General features: G+C 69.0%; 14 protein-coding genes. 8 read left to right on the top strand and 6 right to left on the bottom strand.

Going from position 1 to position 15,106, the window contains the following annotated elements:
- Positions 1–69: 69 nt before the first annotated feature.
- From NE857_RS27785 to thiC, 3 genes are all read left to right on the top strand, one after another.
- Complete coding sequence (locus tag NE857_RS27785; protein WP_254418319.1) at positions 70–1,272, top strand: MFS transporter; 1,203 nt, start codon at positions 70–72, stop codon at positions 1,270–1,272.
- Positions 1,273–1,290: 18 nt separating this feature from the next.
- The gene (locus tag NE857_RS27780) at positions 1,291–2,145 is read left to right on the top strand and encodes an SOS response-associated peptidase (protein ID WP_254418318.1); all 855 of its coding nucleotides are present in this window, start codon (positions 1,291–1,293) and stop codon (positions 2,143–2,145) included.
- A gap of 233 nt (positions 2,146–2,378) precedes the next feature.
- The gene (gene thiC, locus NE857_RS27775; RefSeq protein ID WP_017581919.1) at positions 2,379–4,046 is read left to right on the top strand and encodes a phosphomethylpyrimidine synthase ThiC; all 1,668 of its coding nucleotides are present in this window, start codon (positions 2,379–2,381) and stop codon (positions 4,044–4,046) included.
- 95 nt (positions 4,047–4,141) lie between these two features.
- On the opposite strand, the gene NE857_RS27770 is transcribed toward thiC, so the two are convergent.
- From NE857_RS27770 to NE857_RS27760, 3 genes are all read right to left on the bottom strand, one after another.
- On the bottom strand, positions 4,142–4,687 hold the full coding sequence (locus tag NE857_RS27770; RefSeq protein WP_254418317.1) for a GNAT family N-acetyltransferase: 546 nt from the start codon (positions 4,685–4,687) through the stop codon (positions 4,142–4,144).
- A gap of 9 nt (positions 4,688–4,696) precedes the next feature.
- Entirely contained in the window at positions 4,697–5,113 is a 417-nt protein-coding gene (locus tag NE857_RS27765; RefSeq protein WP_254418316.1) for a DUF4345 domain-containing protein, read from the bottom strand.
- Positions 5,114–5,203: 90 nt separating this feature from the next.
- Entirely contained in the window at positions 5,204–6,025 is an 822-nt protein-coding gene (locus NE857_RS27760) for a class I SAM-dependent methyltransferase (RefSeq protein ID WP_026116737.1), read from the bottom strand.
- 361 nt (positions 6,026–6,386) lie between these two features.
- Between NE857_RS27760 and NE857_RS27755 the strand changes: the two genes are divergently transcribed.
- The 4 genes from NE857_RS27755 to NE857_RS27740 all read left to right on the top strand — a co-directional run bounded on the left by NE857_RS27755 (position 6,387) and on the right by NE857_RS27740 (position 10,974).
- Positions 6,387–7,055: a sigma-70 family RNA polymerase sigma factor gene (locus NE857_RS27755; RefSeq protein WP_017581915.1), complete on the top strand. Its 669-nt coding sequence runs from the start codon at positions 6,387–6,389 to the stop codon at positions 7,053–7,055.
- Positions 7,055–7,369, top strand: coding sequence for a mycothiol system anti-sigma-R factor (gene rsrA / locus NE857_RS27750; RefSeq protein ID WP_254418315.1), 315 nt, complete (start codon positions 7,055–7,057; stop codon positions 7,367–7,369). The genes NE857_RS27755 and rsrA overlap by 1 nt, the downstream gene beginning before the upstream one ends.
- 903 nt (positions 7,370–8,272) lie before the next feature.
- Positions 8,273–9,640 (top strand): HD-GYP domain-containing protein, encoded by a 1,368-nt coding sequence (locus NE857_RS27745; RefSeq protein ID WP_254418314.1) that lies wholly within the window; start codon positions 8,273–8,275, stop codon positions 9,638–9,640.
- Positions 9,640–10,974, top strand: a complete 1,335-nt coding sequence (locus NE857_RS27740) for an HD-GYP domain-containing protein (protein ID WP_254418313.1) — start codon at positions 9,640–9,642, stop codon at positions 10,972–10,974. Before NE857_RS27745 ends, NE857_RS27740 begins: the two co-directional genes overlap by 1 nt.
- Before the next feature lie 63 nt (positions 10,975–11,037).
- Here NE857_RS27740 and NE857_RS27735 read toward each other — a convergent pair whose 3' ends face one another.
- A complete protein-coding gene (locus NE857_RS27735) occupies positions 11,038–11,778 on the bottom strand; it encodes a GntR family transcriptional regulator (protein ID WP_013154702.1) in 741 nt (246 codons plus the stop codon).
- Between the two features lie 145 nt (positions 11,779–11,923).
- On the opposite strand from NE857_RS27735, the gene NE857_RS27730 reads away from it, so the two are divergent.
- Positions 11,924–13,468: a sensor histidine kinase gene (locus NE857_RS27730; RefSeq protein WP_017581911.1), complete on the top strand. Its 1,545-nt coding sequence runs from the start codon at positions 11,924–11,926 to the stop codon at positions 13,466–13,468.
- A 99-nt stretch (positions 13,469–13,567) separates the two neighbouring features.
- On the opposite strand, the gene NE857_RS27725 is transcribed toward NE857_RS27730, so the two are convergent.
- Complete coding sequence (locus NE857_RS27725; RefSeq protein WP_017585070.1) at positions 13,568–13,822, bottom strand: WhiB family transcriptional regulator; 255 nt, start codon at positions 13,820–13,822, stop codon at positions 13,568–13,570.
- A 286-nt stretch (positions 13,823–14,108) separates the two neighbouring features.
- Entirely contained in the window at positions 14,109–15,071 is a 963-nt protein-coding gene (locus tag NE857_RS27720) for a diacylglycerol/lipid kinase family protein (protein ID WP_254418312.1), read from the bottom strand.
- Positions 15,072–15,106: the final 35 nt, after the last annotated feature.

Here is a 15,106-nt window from a genome sequence, read left to right as displayed (position 1 = left end):
CGAAAACCCGGTGACGGGCGGCGGGTCCGCTTGGCATGATCGTTCCGAGTCCACTCGTTCGGAGCCGACATGCCCAGCCAGTCCACCGCCGTTGCGCGGAGCCGGGCCGCCCGCCGGATCCGCGCGGCCGTGCTGCTCACCGCCATCCTGCTGTCCTCGATGGGTGACGAGGTGGTACTGGTCGCGGCGATCTTCCGGCTGGCCGAGACCGGGAACTCCCTGTGGGTGACCGCTCTGCTGGTTGCCCAGATCGGCCCGCTCATCCTGCTGGCGCCGCTGGCCGGGGTGGTGCTGGACCGCTTCGACACCGGCCGGGTCCTGATCCTGGCCTGCGTGGGACAGGGGCTGGCCATCCTGCCCGCGGTCTGGTTCCAGCATCCCGGCGTGCTGGTCCTGTGCGTGCTCGCGGTCAGCTCCATGGCGGCCTTCGTCAATCCCGCGATCCTCACCCTGCTGCCGAGCGCCGCAGGTGAACTCTCCCCGGTGCACGCCAACTCCCTGTTCGAGGGCGTACGGGCCTCGGCCACCGTGCTGGGTCCGCTGGTGGGCGGGGTGCTGGTCGGACTCTTCGGGGTCACCCCGGCCCTGCTCCTGGACTCGGCGAGCTTCTTCGTGGCCGCGACCGCCTTCCTGCTGCTGGGGGTGCGCCGCCCGGCGGTCAGCACCCCGGGCACCCTGTGGTCCGGTGCGGCGGACGGCGCCCGCCACCTGCTCCGGACCCGGCTGTTCCGGGTACTGCTGCCGGTGCTGGCCTTGGCGGTGGTGGCCACCTCCACCACCAACGTCGCCATGGTGTTCGTGGTCCGCGAGGTCATGGGGCACGGCGCCGAGGTCTTCGGCGCGCTGACCGCGGGCTGGGGTGCGGGCCTGCTGCTGGGCGCGCTGGCCGTGTCCCTGCTGCGGCCGGCCCCGTCGGGCCGGGGCGTGGCGCTGGCGGCGGCCCTGATCGGGTCGGCGCTGGCGCTGTGGGCCTGGTTCCCCGTGCTGTGGGTGGCGGCGCTGTGCGTGGTCCTGGCGGGTGCGGGCAACGCGGTGCACAACATCCTGCTCAGGTCAGTGGTCCACCACCGCACGCCCGAAGCACTCCTGGGTCGGGCGCACGCGCTCATGGGTTCGGTGGTCAACAGCGGTTTCGTCGCTGGTTTCCTGATCGCCGGGTGGTTCGCCGCCGACCATCCCCGGGAACTGTTGGCCGTCGCGGGCGCGGTGGCTCTCCTGGCCGGGCTGCTCGGGGCGCTCGTTGTCCACATGGTCCGCGCGGAGAGTGACTGAAGCAGTACCATCGAACCCATGTGCGGACGTTATGCCCAGTCCAGGAACGTGCACCAGCTCCAGCTGGCCTTCGACCTCCCCGAGGAGGCGCTGGGCCAGGAGGGCGACCCGCGGGCCTGGCCGCCGTTGGAGGAGCTCGACCCGGACTACAACATCTCGCCGGGCCGACCCGTCTACGCGGTCCTCGGGCCGCCGCCGCGGGGCGAGGACACCGGCCCGCCGGGGCCGCGCTCCCTGCACACCATGCGCTGGGGGCTCGTGCCCTCCTGGGCCAAGGACCGCAACATCGGCTACCGGATGATCAACGCCCGCAGCGAGACCGTCGCGGACAAGCCCGCCTTCCGCACCGCCTACCGGCGCCGCCGCTGCCTGCTCCCGGCCGACGCCTACTACGAGTGGCAGCTGCTCAACAAGGACGGCACCGCCGAGGCCAGCACCTCGCCCGCCACCGACCCCCAGCACAAGAAGCGCAAGGCCAAGGCGCTCAAGAAGCCGTTCTCCATCCACTACCAGGAGAGCGAACCGCTCGCCCTGGCCGGGATCTTCGAGCGCTGGCGCGACCCCGAGGTCGACGACGAGAACGATCCTGCGGCCTGGGTGTGGTCCTGCGCGGTGATCACCACCGAGGCCGCGCCCCAGCTCGCGCACATCCACGAACGCATGCCCGTGGTGGTGCCCGCCGACGGCTGGGCCGCCTGGCTCGACCCGGCCTCCGGCCCGGACGACCTGTCCCACCTGTTGGACGAGACTCCGGTGGCCCGGTTCGAGGTCGACGAGGTCTCCACCGACGTCAACAGCATCAAGAACAACCGCCCTGACCTGCTGGAACCCGTCGAGAACGCGGGCCCTTCCCATCCGGAGACACTTTTCTGACCCTGAGGCGGGTGGACAGGCCGGGGGACGGCCTGTGTATGGTGTGCGAGGCCACAGGGGAGTGCTTCCCCTGGGCCCGGGGCACCGTGATCGAGGTGTTCCGAGCACGTTTGACGTGCGCACATATGAATACGCAACGCGGGAGCTCGCGCCATGGCGGGCTGAGAGGGCGACTCAAGGGTGTCGCCGACCGCAGAACCTGTTCGGGTAATTCCGACGTAGGGAGGCATGCCATGACGGCTATCGACAGTCGTGACGTTTCCACCACCGATGAGCACCAGGTGACCACCGGTCCCATCATGGGATCGCACAAGGTCTACCAGGAGATCGACACCCCCGAAGGTCTCACGCTCCGCGTCCCGCAGCGCCGGGTGGAACTCAGCAACGGCAGCCATTTCGATCTGTACGACACCTCCGGCCCGTACACCGACGAATCCGCACACATCGACGTCCACCAGGGACTCCCGCGCACCCGTGAGGCGTGGGCCCTGGACCCCGTGAACGGCTCGGTCAGCCAGCTGGCCTACGCCAAGGCCGGGATCATCACCCCCGAGATGCGCTTCGTGGCCGCCCGCGAGGGCATGGACCCCGAGTTCGTCCGCGAGGAGGTGGCGATCGGCCGCGCGGTCATCCCGGTCAACCGCAACCACCCCGAGTCCGAGCCGACCATCATCGGCAAGAAGTTCCTGGTCAAGATCAACGCCAACATCGGCAACTCCGCGGTCACCTCGTCGGTGCCCGAGGAGGTCGAGAAGATGGTGTGGGCCACCCGCTGGGGCGGCGACACCGTGATGGACCTGTCCACCGGCAAGCGCATCCACGAGACCCGCGAGCGCATCATCCGCAACTCGCCGGTGCCCATCGGCACCGTCCCGATCTACCAGGCGCTGGAGAAGGTCGACGGCGACCCCACCAAGCTCAGCTGGGAGATCTACCGCGAGACCATCATCGAGCAGGCCGAGCAGGGCGTGGACTACATGACCGTCCACGCGGGCGTCCTGCTCAGGTACGTGCCGCTGGCCGCCCGCCGCGTCACCGGCATCGTCTCGCGCGGCGGCTCCATCATGGCCGCCTGGTGCCTGGCCCACCACAAGGAGAGCTTCCTCTACACCCACTACGAGGAACTCTGCGAGATCTTCCGCCAGTACGACATCACCTTCTCCCTCGGTGACGGTCTGCGGCCCGGCTCCATCGCCGACGCCAACGACGCGGCCCAGTTCGCCGAGCTGCGCACCCTGGGCGAGCTCACCCACATCGCCCGCGCGCACGACGTGCAGGTGATGATCGAGGGCCCCGGGCACGTGCCGATGGACAAGATCAAGGAGAACGTGCGCCTGGAGGAGGAGCTGTGCGGCGAGGCGCCGTTCTACACGCTCGGCCCCCTGGCCACGGACGTCGCCCCCGGCTACGACCACATCACCTCAGCCATCGGCGCCGCCCAGATCGGCTGGTACGGCACCGCGATGCTCTGCTACGTCACCCCCAAGGAGCACCTGGGCCTGCCCAACCGGGACGACGTCAAGACCGGTGTCATCACCTACAAGCTCGCCGCCCACGCCGCCGACATCGCCAAGGGGCATCCCCGGGCGCAGGAGTGGGACGACGAGCTGTCCAAGGCGCGCTTCGAGTTCCGCTGGCAGGACCAGTTCCACCTGTCGTTGGACCCCGAGACCGCCCAGTCCTTCCACGACGAGACCCTGCCCGCCGAACCCGCCAAGACCGCGCACTTCTGCTCCATGTGCGGGCCCAAGTTCTGCTCGATGAAGATCTCCCAGGACGTGCGCAAGTACGCGGCTGAGAACGGCCTGGACACCGTCGAGGCGATCGAGAAGGGCATGGCGGACAAGTCCGCGGAGTTCGCCGACGGCGGTAACCGCGTCTATCTGCCCCTGGCCGACTGAGCCCGTGGGCTCCCGGTACCGGGGTGCCGGGAGCCCACGGTTCGCTTTTCAGGAGCCCGGTTTCCCGGAGCCCGGGGCTCCGGGAAACCGTGTTTCTAGGAGCGGAGGAGCGCCGGCTTCCACTCCTCGGCGAGGAGCCCGTACAGGGCCTCGTCCAGGAACTCACCCAGCACCCAGGCCGAGGAGCGCATGACGCCCTCGCGGACGAAGCCGTTGTTCTCGGCCATCGCCAGCACGGCGGTGTTGTCGGCGAGCGTCTCGATCTGGAGCCGGTGCAGGCCGCGGACGACGAAACCGTAGTGGCACAGCACCGCGACCGTGTCCGTGCCGTAGCCCTTGCCGCGGGCGGACGAGAGAATGCCTACGCCGAGGTGCGCGGACCGGCTGTGGGTGTCGATCCCCCACAGACTCGCGGTGCCCACCAGCGCCTCGGTGCCCAGGTCGACCACGGAGAAGGCGGCCATGGACACCGCACCGTCGTCCACGGTGACCGCGGAGTACTTCGAACCGGGCATGGTCGGCCGCCATGGCGACCCCTGGGCCCGTGAGTGGGTCACCGGGTCGTCGTAGAGGTCGGCCTGGAGGACCGGGATGTCGTCCTCGTGCCGGGCACGGAGCCCGACCTTACTTCCTCTGAGCATTCAAGCTTTCTATCCGGCCGCGCTGCCGCCCGCAACCCGGTTTCTCTCACGGCTCAGCGCCCGGTGCCAGAGGAACAGGACGGGCGGGATCACCAGTTCCACGGCGAGCAGGCCCAGGAGGAAGGGATGCGGCACGCCCTCCAGCAGGACCGCCAGGGCCCGGGCCAGCCCTCCGACGAAGACCGCGGCGATGATCCACATCAGGACCGGGGCACGCTCCAGGGGGCGGGGGACCACCCACAGCAGGGCCGGGCCGAGAGTGAGCCACACCCCGGCGAAGAAGCGGTAGTTGCTGTCCGCGTTCAGGCCGATGGCGGTGTCGCCGGGCAGGGCGGTCGGGCCGAGGACGACGTTCAGGGCGCCCGTGCCGAACAGGACCAGGGCGGACAGGATGACGAGCGCCTGGAAGGACCGTAGGGAACGCACAGGGGGGACTCCGTCCGGTAGGGATGCCTCTGCCGACCCTAAGGCTGCCCTCCGGAGAGGAGCGGGCGGGGGCCGGCGCGGCCCGAACGGCTAGTGCGGCTTGTACACGCTGGACACCAGGTGGACGCCGACGTAGTCGTCGGAGTCGGCGGCGTGCAACTCCATCTCCACCAGCCGCGCCATCGAACGGGGGTCGCGGGCCAGCATCATCTCCACGGTCGAGGCGGACAGCACCGTGCGCGGTTTGATCCACTCCAGTTCGAGCCCGGCCTCGGTGACCATCTCGGTGAGCTGTTCAGCGGTGAAGCAGCGGGTGATGGAGCCGTCCGGCCAGGGGACCAGGAGGACGTCCGCGCTGGGCGCGTGGCTCAGCTCGGGCCAGTAGTCCTGTTCGGCCAGCAGTGCCATGCCCAGTACCACCGAGTCCACGCAGACCAGCGCCCGGCCGCCCGGACGCAGCACCCGGGCCACCTCCGCCATCGAGGACTCGGTGGCCAGATGCCGGGAGAGGACCCGGTTGTCGGCGATCACACCGTCGAAGGACTCGGAGGTGAAAGTGCGCAGGAGGGCGGAGTCACCGACCACGTGCCGTAGCCGACCCCGGGGAGCGGGAGGCGGCACCACGGCGCGGCCGTTCACCAGGGTGAGCGGGCGCCGCATGGCCATGTCCACCGACGGCAGCAGGGTGACGACGTCGTGCCCGGCGGCCACGGCGCGCGGGGTGCCCTGGAAGTCCGGACTGGACAGATCGAGTAGTCGGGAGGGGCTCCTGGGGAGCCAACGGCTGATCTGCGCCTCGGCGACCGCCCAGTAGAACCGCCAGTAGTCCGAGAGCCGGTCTGTCGTGGCGAACTGCGTGGCGGGCGATCGGGGGCGGTCGGAGGCCGGAGTCGGGGACGGTCGCACGTGCACTCCTCTCCCATCCTTCAAAGAGTTCTACCCGCACTCTGCCATGCCTCACCTCCGACGACAGGGGCAAACGACAAACTTCGACCGGACCGGGACCTTCGGCCACCCGCCGCGCACGGAATCAGGTCGCGGAGGGTGTTGTTGTCACCATCACCGTCCGAGGAGTAGGGAGCTCGGAGGGTGTCCGCGACGCTGGGAACACGGAAGGGGCTGGGTTCGGAACATGCCGACCGCTGGTGCGTGCCTTGAGCGCGGGGAAACGGTGTCGGCGCCACGCGGCGTCGATGCGCAGGTCCGGGGTGTGGGACCGTATCGTTGGGATATGGACGCCCCACCAGGGACCAGCGCGAGGAGGCCGAAGGGCTTGGACCAGAGCCAGGAGACAGCCGAGGAACGGGACGAGCGGTTCGAGAGGGACGTGCTTCCCTTCCTCGACCAGCTCTACTCGGCGGCGCTGCGCATGACCCGCAACCCCTCTGACGCCGAGGACCTGGTCCAGGAGACCTTCGCCAAGGCGTTCGGTTCCTTCCACCAGTTCAAGGCGGGGACCAACCTCAAGGCGTGGCTGTACCGCATCCTCACGAACACCTTCATCAACTCCTACCGCAAGAAGCAGCGGGAGCCGAAGCAGGCCGGGACCGAGGACGTCGAGGACTGGCAGCTGGCACAGGCCGCCTCGCACACCGCGGCGGGCCTGAAGTCCGCCGAGGCGGAGGCGCTCGAACACCTCCCCGACAGCGACGTCAAGCGCGCCTTGCAAGAGCTGCCGGAGGACTTCCGGATCGCGGTGTACCTCGCCGACGTCGAGGGGTTCGCGTACAAGGAGGTCGCCGAGATCATGGGCACCCCGATCGGAACGGTCATGTCCCGATTGCACAGAGGGCGGCGCCAGCTGCGTTCCCACCTGGAGGAGTACGCGGTGGACCGCGGTTTCCTGCCCGCCACGCGGGCGGCGGAGGCCTCGGCGGTCGCTTCGGGATCGTCGGCCGGTGGTCGGGGACAGGTGAGTGGTTCGGAGCGAGGAGACCGGTGATGAGCGGCGGCCACGACAAGCCTGAGACGGACGACACCCCGTGCAGCGAGGTGCTCGACAAGCTCTACACCTACCTCGACGGTGAGCTCGAGGAAGGTAACTACACCGAGGTCAAGGCGCATCTGGAGGGGTGCAGCCCGTGTCTGGACGAGTACGGCCTGGAAGAGGCCGTGAAGAAGCTCGTCGCCAAGCACTGCGGCTGCGACCCCGTTCCCCTGGATCTGCGGGACAAGGTCCTGGGGCGGCTGGCGGAGGCACGCAACGAGCAGTTGGCCCGTGAGGCCAGGGCCCAGTCTCCCCAAGCGCCGGCCTGAGAGCGGTTCGGTCACCCGCCTGGAGCGGTTCTGCCGCCGGTCGGGGGTGGTTTCGGACAGGCTCCGCGGGGCCGGGGATCGGGCTGAGGGCCCGACGGTAGCGGGCAGCGGCCCGACAATACGAAGCGGCGAAGGTTGGAACCCCAATCTTCGCCGCTTTTGTGCGTCTGGTGATGAATATTGCAATCTGTCGGATTATGGCCCTTTTGTGTGGTTTTATAGAAAGTGCGAGAAGCCTCCCGTGGGCTCTGGGGGTTTTGGTCACCGAGGTGTCGGCTGGGTGGTTCTCGGGGGGATCGACACGCCCGATGCCGGGAATCTGTTTTTGACCGTGACCGACTCGGAATGAATTTCCTCGAACTCTCTCGCGGCTGTTTCGCTTGCTTACGATGGGTAGTCATCCCTGTTGGTCTCCGATGGGAGGGCTTCCGGGATTGCCCGAGCTGTCGGTGATTTCCGGAGGGGCCACTCGGACCTATTGTTACTCTGTGTAGTTGTTTGTCATTACTAATGGAATTAGTAATTCCGCTCTTCGGAACTTACTGCCCAGGTTGGCGCCTGTAGTGCCGCCGGTTCGGGTTGGGGGTAATCGGGTGGGTGTTGTGGCCCGTTAAACTGGAGGCCTTATCCAACGAATGAGGTAATTTGCGCGGCGTGCTCGGGGGATGAGCGGGCTGTCGCGGCCGGGGAGAGGGGAACGACGATGTTCGTCACTATGTTCGGTGTCATGATGACTGCTGTTTTGGTGGCTTCCACTTTTACCGGATGGTCTTGGTGGTAGAACAGAACCGGTGAAACCATGACAGTCCGGTCGTCGTCGGCGGGGGGTGAACGGGGTTGCGGGCTCTTCCTGGGGGCGCGCGTGTCTACGTCGGAAGCATCGTTGTCAGTGCTGTCGCCATCGTGCTCATCGGTCCTTACACAGGTATCGATGTGGGGACCCTGGTACTCATCGCGGTTCTCTTCGTCGTCGCGGAGTCGATAAGCACACACGTGGTCGTCGACGTCAAGGAAGCCGGTATCTCACCGAGCTCCGCCGTGGCGCTGGCCGCGGTCGTGCTGGTCGGGCCGGCCGGGGCCGCGGTGGTGGGCCTGGCCTCCTGCCTGGCGATTCGCCGGCAGGGCCTGGTGAAACGGGCCTTCAACGGTGCGCAGTTCGCCCTGGCGGCCTACGCGGCCGGACACGTTTACCTACTACTCGGCGGCACCGTCGGTGTTCCGGGACAGTCGGACTTTCCCGGCATCGTCCTGCCGTACGTCGCCGCCGTCCTGACACACACACTGCTCAACTCGGCGCTCATCGGCATCCTCATGTGGTGCCTGGGCGTCACTCGGCCCGCCGGCGCGGGACGTCTGCGCTGGCGGCCGCTGGCAGCCCTGGAGATCGCCTCCGTCGGCTACCAGATGCTCGGCCTGGCGATCGCGGCGATCTGGGGCGCGGTGGGGATCATCGCCCCGCTCCTCGTACTGCTGCCGCTGTTCATCGCCAGGTGGGTCTTCGGCCAGCAGACTGCCGAGGCACGGGCGCACGAGGCCACCCTGGCCACCCTGTGCCAGGCGGTGGAGACCAAGGACTACTACACACGGGGCCACTGCATGCGCGTGGCCGAGGGCTCGGCGATGATCGCCGCCGAGCTGGGCATGCCCGCCGAGCGCGTACAGAAGATCCGGTACGCGGGCATGCTGCACGACATCGGCAAGCTCGGCGTGCCCACCAAGGTGATCCAGAAGACCGGAAAGCTCACCGACGACGAGTACGCCGCGATCAAGCTGCACCCCACGCGCGGGTACGAGATCGTCCGCGAGATCAGCTTCCTGGACGAGGCGCTCGCGGGCATCCGGCACCACCACGAGCGACTGGACGGCCGCGGTTACCCGATGGGGCTCGTCGGGATGGAGATCCCCGAGTCCGCTCGCATCATCAGCGTGGCCGATGTCTTCGACTGCCTGACCTCCACGCGGTCCTACCGCAAGGCGTGGTCGGTCGAGGACGCCATCGCCGAGCTCCGGCGCTGCGCGGGGAGCCAGTTCGATCCGCGCATGGTCGAGGCCCTCGTCCGGGCCGTCTCCCGTGAGGGTTGGCAGACCCCGGACATCGCGGAGCCCCCCGGGTGCCGTTACGGTGCCACCGAGCGCCCGGACCCCGACGAACCGGGCGCGCCGGTCCCCGACCTCCCGGCCGAGGTGAACTCCCCGGCCGAGGAGGAGAAGACGACACCGGTAGCGGAGTCCACGTCGGCCGGAGCGGTGACGGGTGGTCAGGACCGGTGATGACGCAGAAGCAGTCGGAGGGGGCGGGCCCCTCCGGTCCCCAACCCGGTGGACCGGAGGGCGGGGCACTGGGCCATCAGCGTTCGGGAGGGCCGTTCTGGCGCACCGCGCGCCCCTTCCGGGCCCTGCTGGTGGGCGGGGTGGGCGCCGCCTCCCTGGCGGCCTTGGTGCTGACGGCCGCGGCCGGGTTCGACCAGCCCTACGTGGCCTTGGTCTTCTGCCTGGTCATCGCCGGGGGAGAACTGGCCAGGATCACGCTGCCCGGCAACCGCGAGTCCGCGCCGATCGCCCTGGCCGGCGCGATCGCCTACGCGTTCCTGATCGGCCTGGGCGGTGAACCGAGCCACCACACCGCCTGGCAGGTGGTGGCGGTGGTCGCCCTGGGCGTCGCGCTGGGCGAGCTGCCGCACGTGGCGGTGGGGCGCAGCCCCCGCCTGGAGGACGTGGCGCGCCGGGTGCTCACCGCGCTCCTGCTCGCCGCGGCCTTCCGCCCGATCGTGGAGGCGCTGGCCCTGACCGGACCCTCCGTCGCGGTCGCCCTGCTCATGACCGGGACGGTCGCCCTGGCCTGGGCTCTGGACGTTGCGCTCTCGGCCGTACTCCGCGCCGAAAGGCTGTGCACCCGGCTGCGGGTGGCGCTGCGCGACGAAGCCCGGGCCCAGGTCGCCACGGGGGGCGCGATCGCCTCCAGCGGCGTGCTGATCGCCCTGGCCTGCACGGTGACCGGCCTGGTGGGCCTGCTGGTCTTCCTCGCCCCGCTGCTGGTGTCACAGGTGGCCTTCCGCAGGCACGCCGAGGTGCGCCGCACCTACCTGGAGACCGTGCGGGCGCTGTCCCGGGTCACCGAGGTGGGCGGGTACGTGGAGAACGGGCACTCACGCCGGGTCAGCCAGCTCTCCCACGGGATCGCCTGCGAACTCGGACTGGCCGAAGCCGAGCTGCTGGAGCTGGAGTACGCGGCGCTCATGCACGACATCGGCCAGTTGTCGCTGCGCGAACCCATCGCGGGCGGGGCGACCGTCCTGGCCTCGCCGAGGGAGCAACGCCGGATCGCGGAGCTGGGTTCAGCCATCATCCGTGAGACCGGGGTGCTGGACAACGTCGCCGAGATGGTCCGCCGCCAGTGCGAGCCGCTGGCCGGAGACGGCGACGAGGGGGTGCCCCCGCTGGGCAGCCGGGTCATCAAGGTGGCCAATGCCTTCGACGACCTGGTCGGTGAGAACGGCGACGCGGAGCGCCGCGCCGCCGTCGTGGAACGCCTGCGGATGGACACCGACAGCGAGTACGACCCCCGCGTGGTCGACGCCCTGTCCCGCGTGCTCGAACGCCGGTAGCTCGGCCGCTCAGCCCCTCCGGGCCTGAGGAGGGGCGGTCGGACCAGGCACGGGGTCCGCGGGTCAGTCGCGGGGCGGGCGCAGACGGGTGACGAACTTGTAGCGGTCGCCGCGGTAGAGCGAGCGCACCCACTCCACGGGGTGGCCGTCGCCGTCGAAGCTGTGCTGGCAGTGCAGGACCAGGGGCAGGCCCACGTCCACGCCGAGCAGGCGGGCCTCGTTCGGCGTGGCCAGCACTGTTTCGATGGATGCCTCCGCCTCGGCCAGGGAGACGTCGTAGGCGCTCGCCAGGGCCTCGTAGAGCGACGCGTAGCGGTCGAGCTGCCTCCGGAGTCCGGGAAAGCGCCGCGCGGCCAGGTGGGCCGTTTCCACGGCCATGGGCTCGCCGTTGGCCAGGCGGAGCCGCTCGATGCGCAGCACGCGGCCGCCGGAACGGATGGCGAGGAGCTCGGCGAGCTGGTCGTCGGCGTTGATGTAGCTGACGTCCAGGATGCGGGTGGCCGGGTGCAGGCCGTGCGCCCGCATCTCCTGCGTGTAGCTGGTCAGCTGGAGGACCTGCGCGACCTTCGGCTTGGCCACGAACGTGCCCTTGCCCTGGATGCGCAGCAGACGCCCCTCGACGACCATCTCGGTCAGGGCCTGGCGCACCGTGGTGCGCGAGGTGCCGAACTGCGTCGCCAGGGCGCGCTCGGGCGGGACCGGGTTCCCGGCCGGCATCGCCTCGATCAGCTCCAACAGCTGTTTCTTGACCTGGTAGTACTTCGGCACCCGGGGGTTGCCGTCCAGTGTGCGCTGACCAGTCATCAGTCTCCTCCGCCGCGTCCCGCGCTCGCTTTCGCCCCGCGCCCGGAAGTGGCCGGACCGGCGGCTGTTCGGTCGCCGATTGGTGTGGACCACTGGTCGAGTGCGTGCCTCTTGAGTATGCACGTCTTCATGGGATGATTTGTGAGTGCCTCACCTCAGCGACCTCATTCGCCGCCACACGTCACTCAAGCAGGCGGACCTGGAGTGGATCCACTCACTGGTCTCGGACTGGCAGCTCCTGGCCGACCTTTCCTTCGCGGACCTCGTGCTGTGGGTGCGTCTGCGCGATGACGACGGCTGGGTCGCCGTCGCGCAGATGCGTCCCACCACCGGACCGACCGCCTTCCAGGACGACCTGGTCGAGACGGTGCTCCGGGACGACATGACCGATGTCACGTCCCGCTCCGGCCCCAGAGTGGTCGGCCGCCGAGCCCTCATAGACCGCGCCTGGAGCGAGGGGCGGATCTGCCGGGACGGCGACCCCGACTGGTCGGGCGGGGTGCCGGTCCGCGAGGAGACCATCCCGGTCCGCCGCGCGGGCAACCTCATCGCCGTCATCCAGCGCAGCACCAACCTGAGCTCGGCGCGTACCCCCAGCCGGCTGGAGCTCACCTACCTCCAGAGCGCGGGCGACCTGGCCCAGATGATCGCCGAGGGAGCCTTCCCGTTCAGCGACCAGGGGCCGCTCATGGTCCGCTCGCCGAGGGTGGGCGATGGTCTACTCAGACTGGACCAGAACGGTGAAGTGGTCTACGCCAGTCCCAACGCTCTCTCGGCCTACCGGCGGCTGGGCCTGACCGCTGACCTGGTGGGCGCGCGCCTGGACCGCACCACGCTCGAACTCGCCGTACAGGGCGAGGCCCGCGACGAGAACCTCACCTACACGGCGAGCGGCCGCGCCCCGCAGGAGGCCGAGGTCGACGCGCGCGGGGTCACCGTCCAGCTGAGGTCCATACCTCTGGTCATCGACGGGGTGCGGATCGGCGCGCTGGTGATGGTCCGCGACGTCACTGAGCTCCGGCGGCGCGAGCGCGAGCTCATGACCAAGGACGCCACCATCCGGGAGATTCACCACCGGGTGAAGAACAACCTCCAGACGGTGGCGGCGCTGCTACGGCTGCAGTCGCGGCGCCTGGACATCCCCGAGGCGCGGGCGGCCCTGGACGAGGCGGTGGGCCGGGTGGGCTCGATCGCGATCGTGCACGAGATGCTCTCGCACACCCCGGACGAGGTCGTGGACTTCGACGACATCGCCGATCGGGTCATGCAGATGGCGGCGGAGGTGTCCTCGACCGGCAGCGCGGTGGTGCCGCGCCGGGACGGGCACTTCGGGCTGCTGAACGCGCTGGTGGCCACGCCGCTCTCGATGGTCCTGGCCGAATTGGTGCAGAACGCGGTGGAGCACGGGCTGGATCAGGGGCCGGGCCTGATCGAGGTGAAGGTACGCAGGTTCGACGCCGGGCCCGGGTTCCCGGGGCCGAGCAGTCTGGAGCTGGCCGTCTCCGATGACGGCGGCGGACTGCCGGAGGACTTCGACCTGGAGGGGACCACGAGTCTGGGCCTGCAGATCGTGCGGACCCTGATCGTGGGAGAGCTCGGAGGGACCCTGGCGATCAAGCCGAAGGAGACCGGAGGGACCGAGGTGGCGATCAGCCTGCCACTGGAACACGAGGAACGCGAGGTTCCCTGAGGTGATGGGCCCGGTGGGGGCCGTGCGGCCGTGCGCCGTCCCCCGCCGCGCCAGCGGGGGTCGGTCGGCGTCATCGTCTGTTACGTGCTTGGGGGTCGGCTAGCTACGGACCATGGGTCGTAGCGCGGAACCACGGCGCTTGATGCGGCGTCGTTCCTCTTCCGAGGTGCCGCCCCAGACTCCGCCGTCCTGGCCGCTCTCCAGCGCCCACTTCAGGCAGGCCGAGCTGACCGGGCAGCGCTGGCAGACTGCCTTGGCCTCCTCGATCTGGATCAGTGCGGGGCCGAAGTTGCCGATGGGGAAGAAGAGTTCGGGGTCTTCGTCACGGCAGGCTGCGTCATGGCGCCAGTCCATGCGGTCCACTCCTCACAGTGAGGCGATCATTTGTGAAGCTTTTCACGATCGGAATGTGCAAGGGCGCCCGGTGGATGGGATCCACCGGCGGGTCGTCAAGGCCGAGGTAGTTGAGGTTTCACCCCACGGCCACGTGGGAAGCGCCCAAATTAACTCGCCCGTAACTCGCGGCGATATCTTGAGCGTGACAGGATCACCGGGGCCATGCAAGAGCTCGCGAGGCCAAAGGTCCTGTTCCCCGTGTCGGGTGCGTCACAGTGATCGGGAATGGCCGCTTTCCGCGCAATTAACAGAAGATTCGTAATGCCTTCGGTACCGATTGGAAGTTGACCTCTTCACGCTCGCCCAGGTATTCACCGTCGATTTGGAAGGCTCTCGGGTGGGTCGAGGAGATCCGCAGCGACGGCTGGTCGTGCCAGGTCACGTACCCGTCCCCACGTGCGGGAAGGCCCTTGGGCAAGAACATTTGGGAAAGAACCCAGCCAGTATGCATGTCTTGCACAACGGCCACGTCGCCCAGCGCGTGCGAAGGCTTCGTCAGCGCGAAAGCGTCCAGTCCCAGCTCGAAACGGGAGCCCGGGGTCGGCTGGAGTGGGAAGGCGCCCGCGTAGGTCCACGGTGTCGTATTGGTGACCAAGGCGAAATACGCGTCGTCCAAGGACCCTCCGTCAGTGGCGACGCTCAGTGACGGATCGCGCAGATCCCCCTGGAAGAACAGTTTCGCCGCGGCTTCCGCGTACAGCGCGGGTGTCGCCTTCCGGCCGACCTCGCGTTCGAGTTCCACCTGGTGCACCACGTCAGCGTCCCAGCCGAAACCCGCACAGAAGGTGAAATAGCGGTCGTCCTGGTCGCTGGTGATCCGGCCCAGCCCGATATCCCGCCAACGGTCGGCCTTGATGGCCTTCAGTACCGCGCCGGTCGCGTCGACCGGGTCGCCGGGCACGCCCAGGGAACGGATGAACACGTTCGCGCTGCCGCCGGGGATCACCGCGTACACGGGGCGGGTCAGCCCTTCCGGGGTGGACAGGAGCCCGTTGACGACCTCGTTGACGGTGCCGTCACCGCCCAGGCTCAACACGAGTTCGTACCCCTCCGCGGCTGCCCCACGGGCCAGCTCGCGGGCGTGGTTCCGGTACGCGGTCTCCACGGCCGTGACGTCCAACTCCTCCGTCAGGGCGCCGAGGATCACCTCACGGGTACGGGAGGTGGTCGTGGTCGCCTGGGGATTCATGATGAAGAGGGATCGCACGTCGCCAGTGTAGGCGTTCCCCTACCAACTGGTAA

It is taken from the genome of Nocardiopsis exhalans, from assembly GCF_024134545.1.
In the GTDB taxonomy this organism is placed as follows: Bacteria; Actinomycetota; Actinomycetes; order Streptosporangiales; family Streptosporangiaceae; genus Nocardiopsis; species Nocardiopsis exhalans.
Note: the sequence above shows the minus strand (reverse complement) of the source record. Positions and strands in the feature narration are given on the sequence as shown.

Excerpts from the sequence above, each read along its gene's own strand:
- NE857_RS27785 (WP_254418319.1), top strand. The coding sequence starts at position 70 with ATGCCCAGCCAGTCCACCGCCGTTGCGCGGAGCCGGGCCGCCCGCCGG.
- NE857_RS27780 (WP_254418318.1), top strand. The coding sequence starts at position 1,291 with ATGTGCGGACGTTATGCCCAGTCCAGGAACGTGCACCAGCTCCAGCTG.
- thiC (WP_017581919.1), top strand. The coding sequence starts at position 2,379 with ATGACGGCTATCGACAGTCGTGACGTTTCCACCACCGATGAGCACCAG.
- NE857_RS27770 (WP_254418317.1), bottom strand. The coding sequence starts at position 4,687 with ATGCTCAGAGGAAGTAAGGTCGGGCTCCGTGCCCGGCACGAGGACGAC.
- rsrA (WP_254418315.1), top strand. The coding sequence starts at position 7,055 with ATGAGCGGCGGCCACGACAAGCCTGAGACGGACGACACCCCGTGCAGC.
- NE857_RS27740 (WP_254418313.1), top strand. The coding sequence starts at position 9,640 with ATGACGCAGAAGCAGTCGGAGGGGGCGGGCCCCTCCGGTCCCCAACCC.
- NE857_RS27735 (WP_013154702.1), bottom strand. The coding sequence starts at position 11,778 with ATGACTGGTCAGCGCACACTGGACGGCAACCCCCGGGTGCCGAAGTAC.
- NE857_RS27725 (WP_017585070.1), bottom strand. The coding sequence starts at position 13,822 with ATGGACTGGCGCCATGACGCAGCCTGCCGTGACGAAGACCCCGAACTC.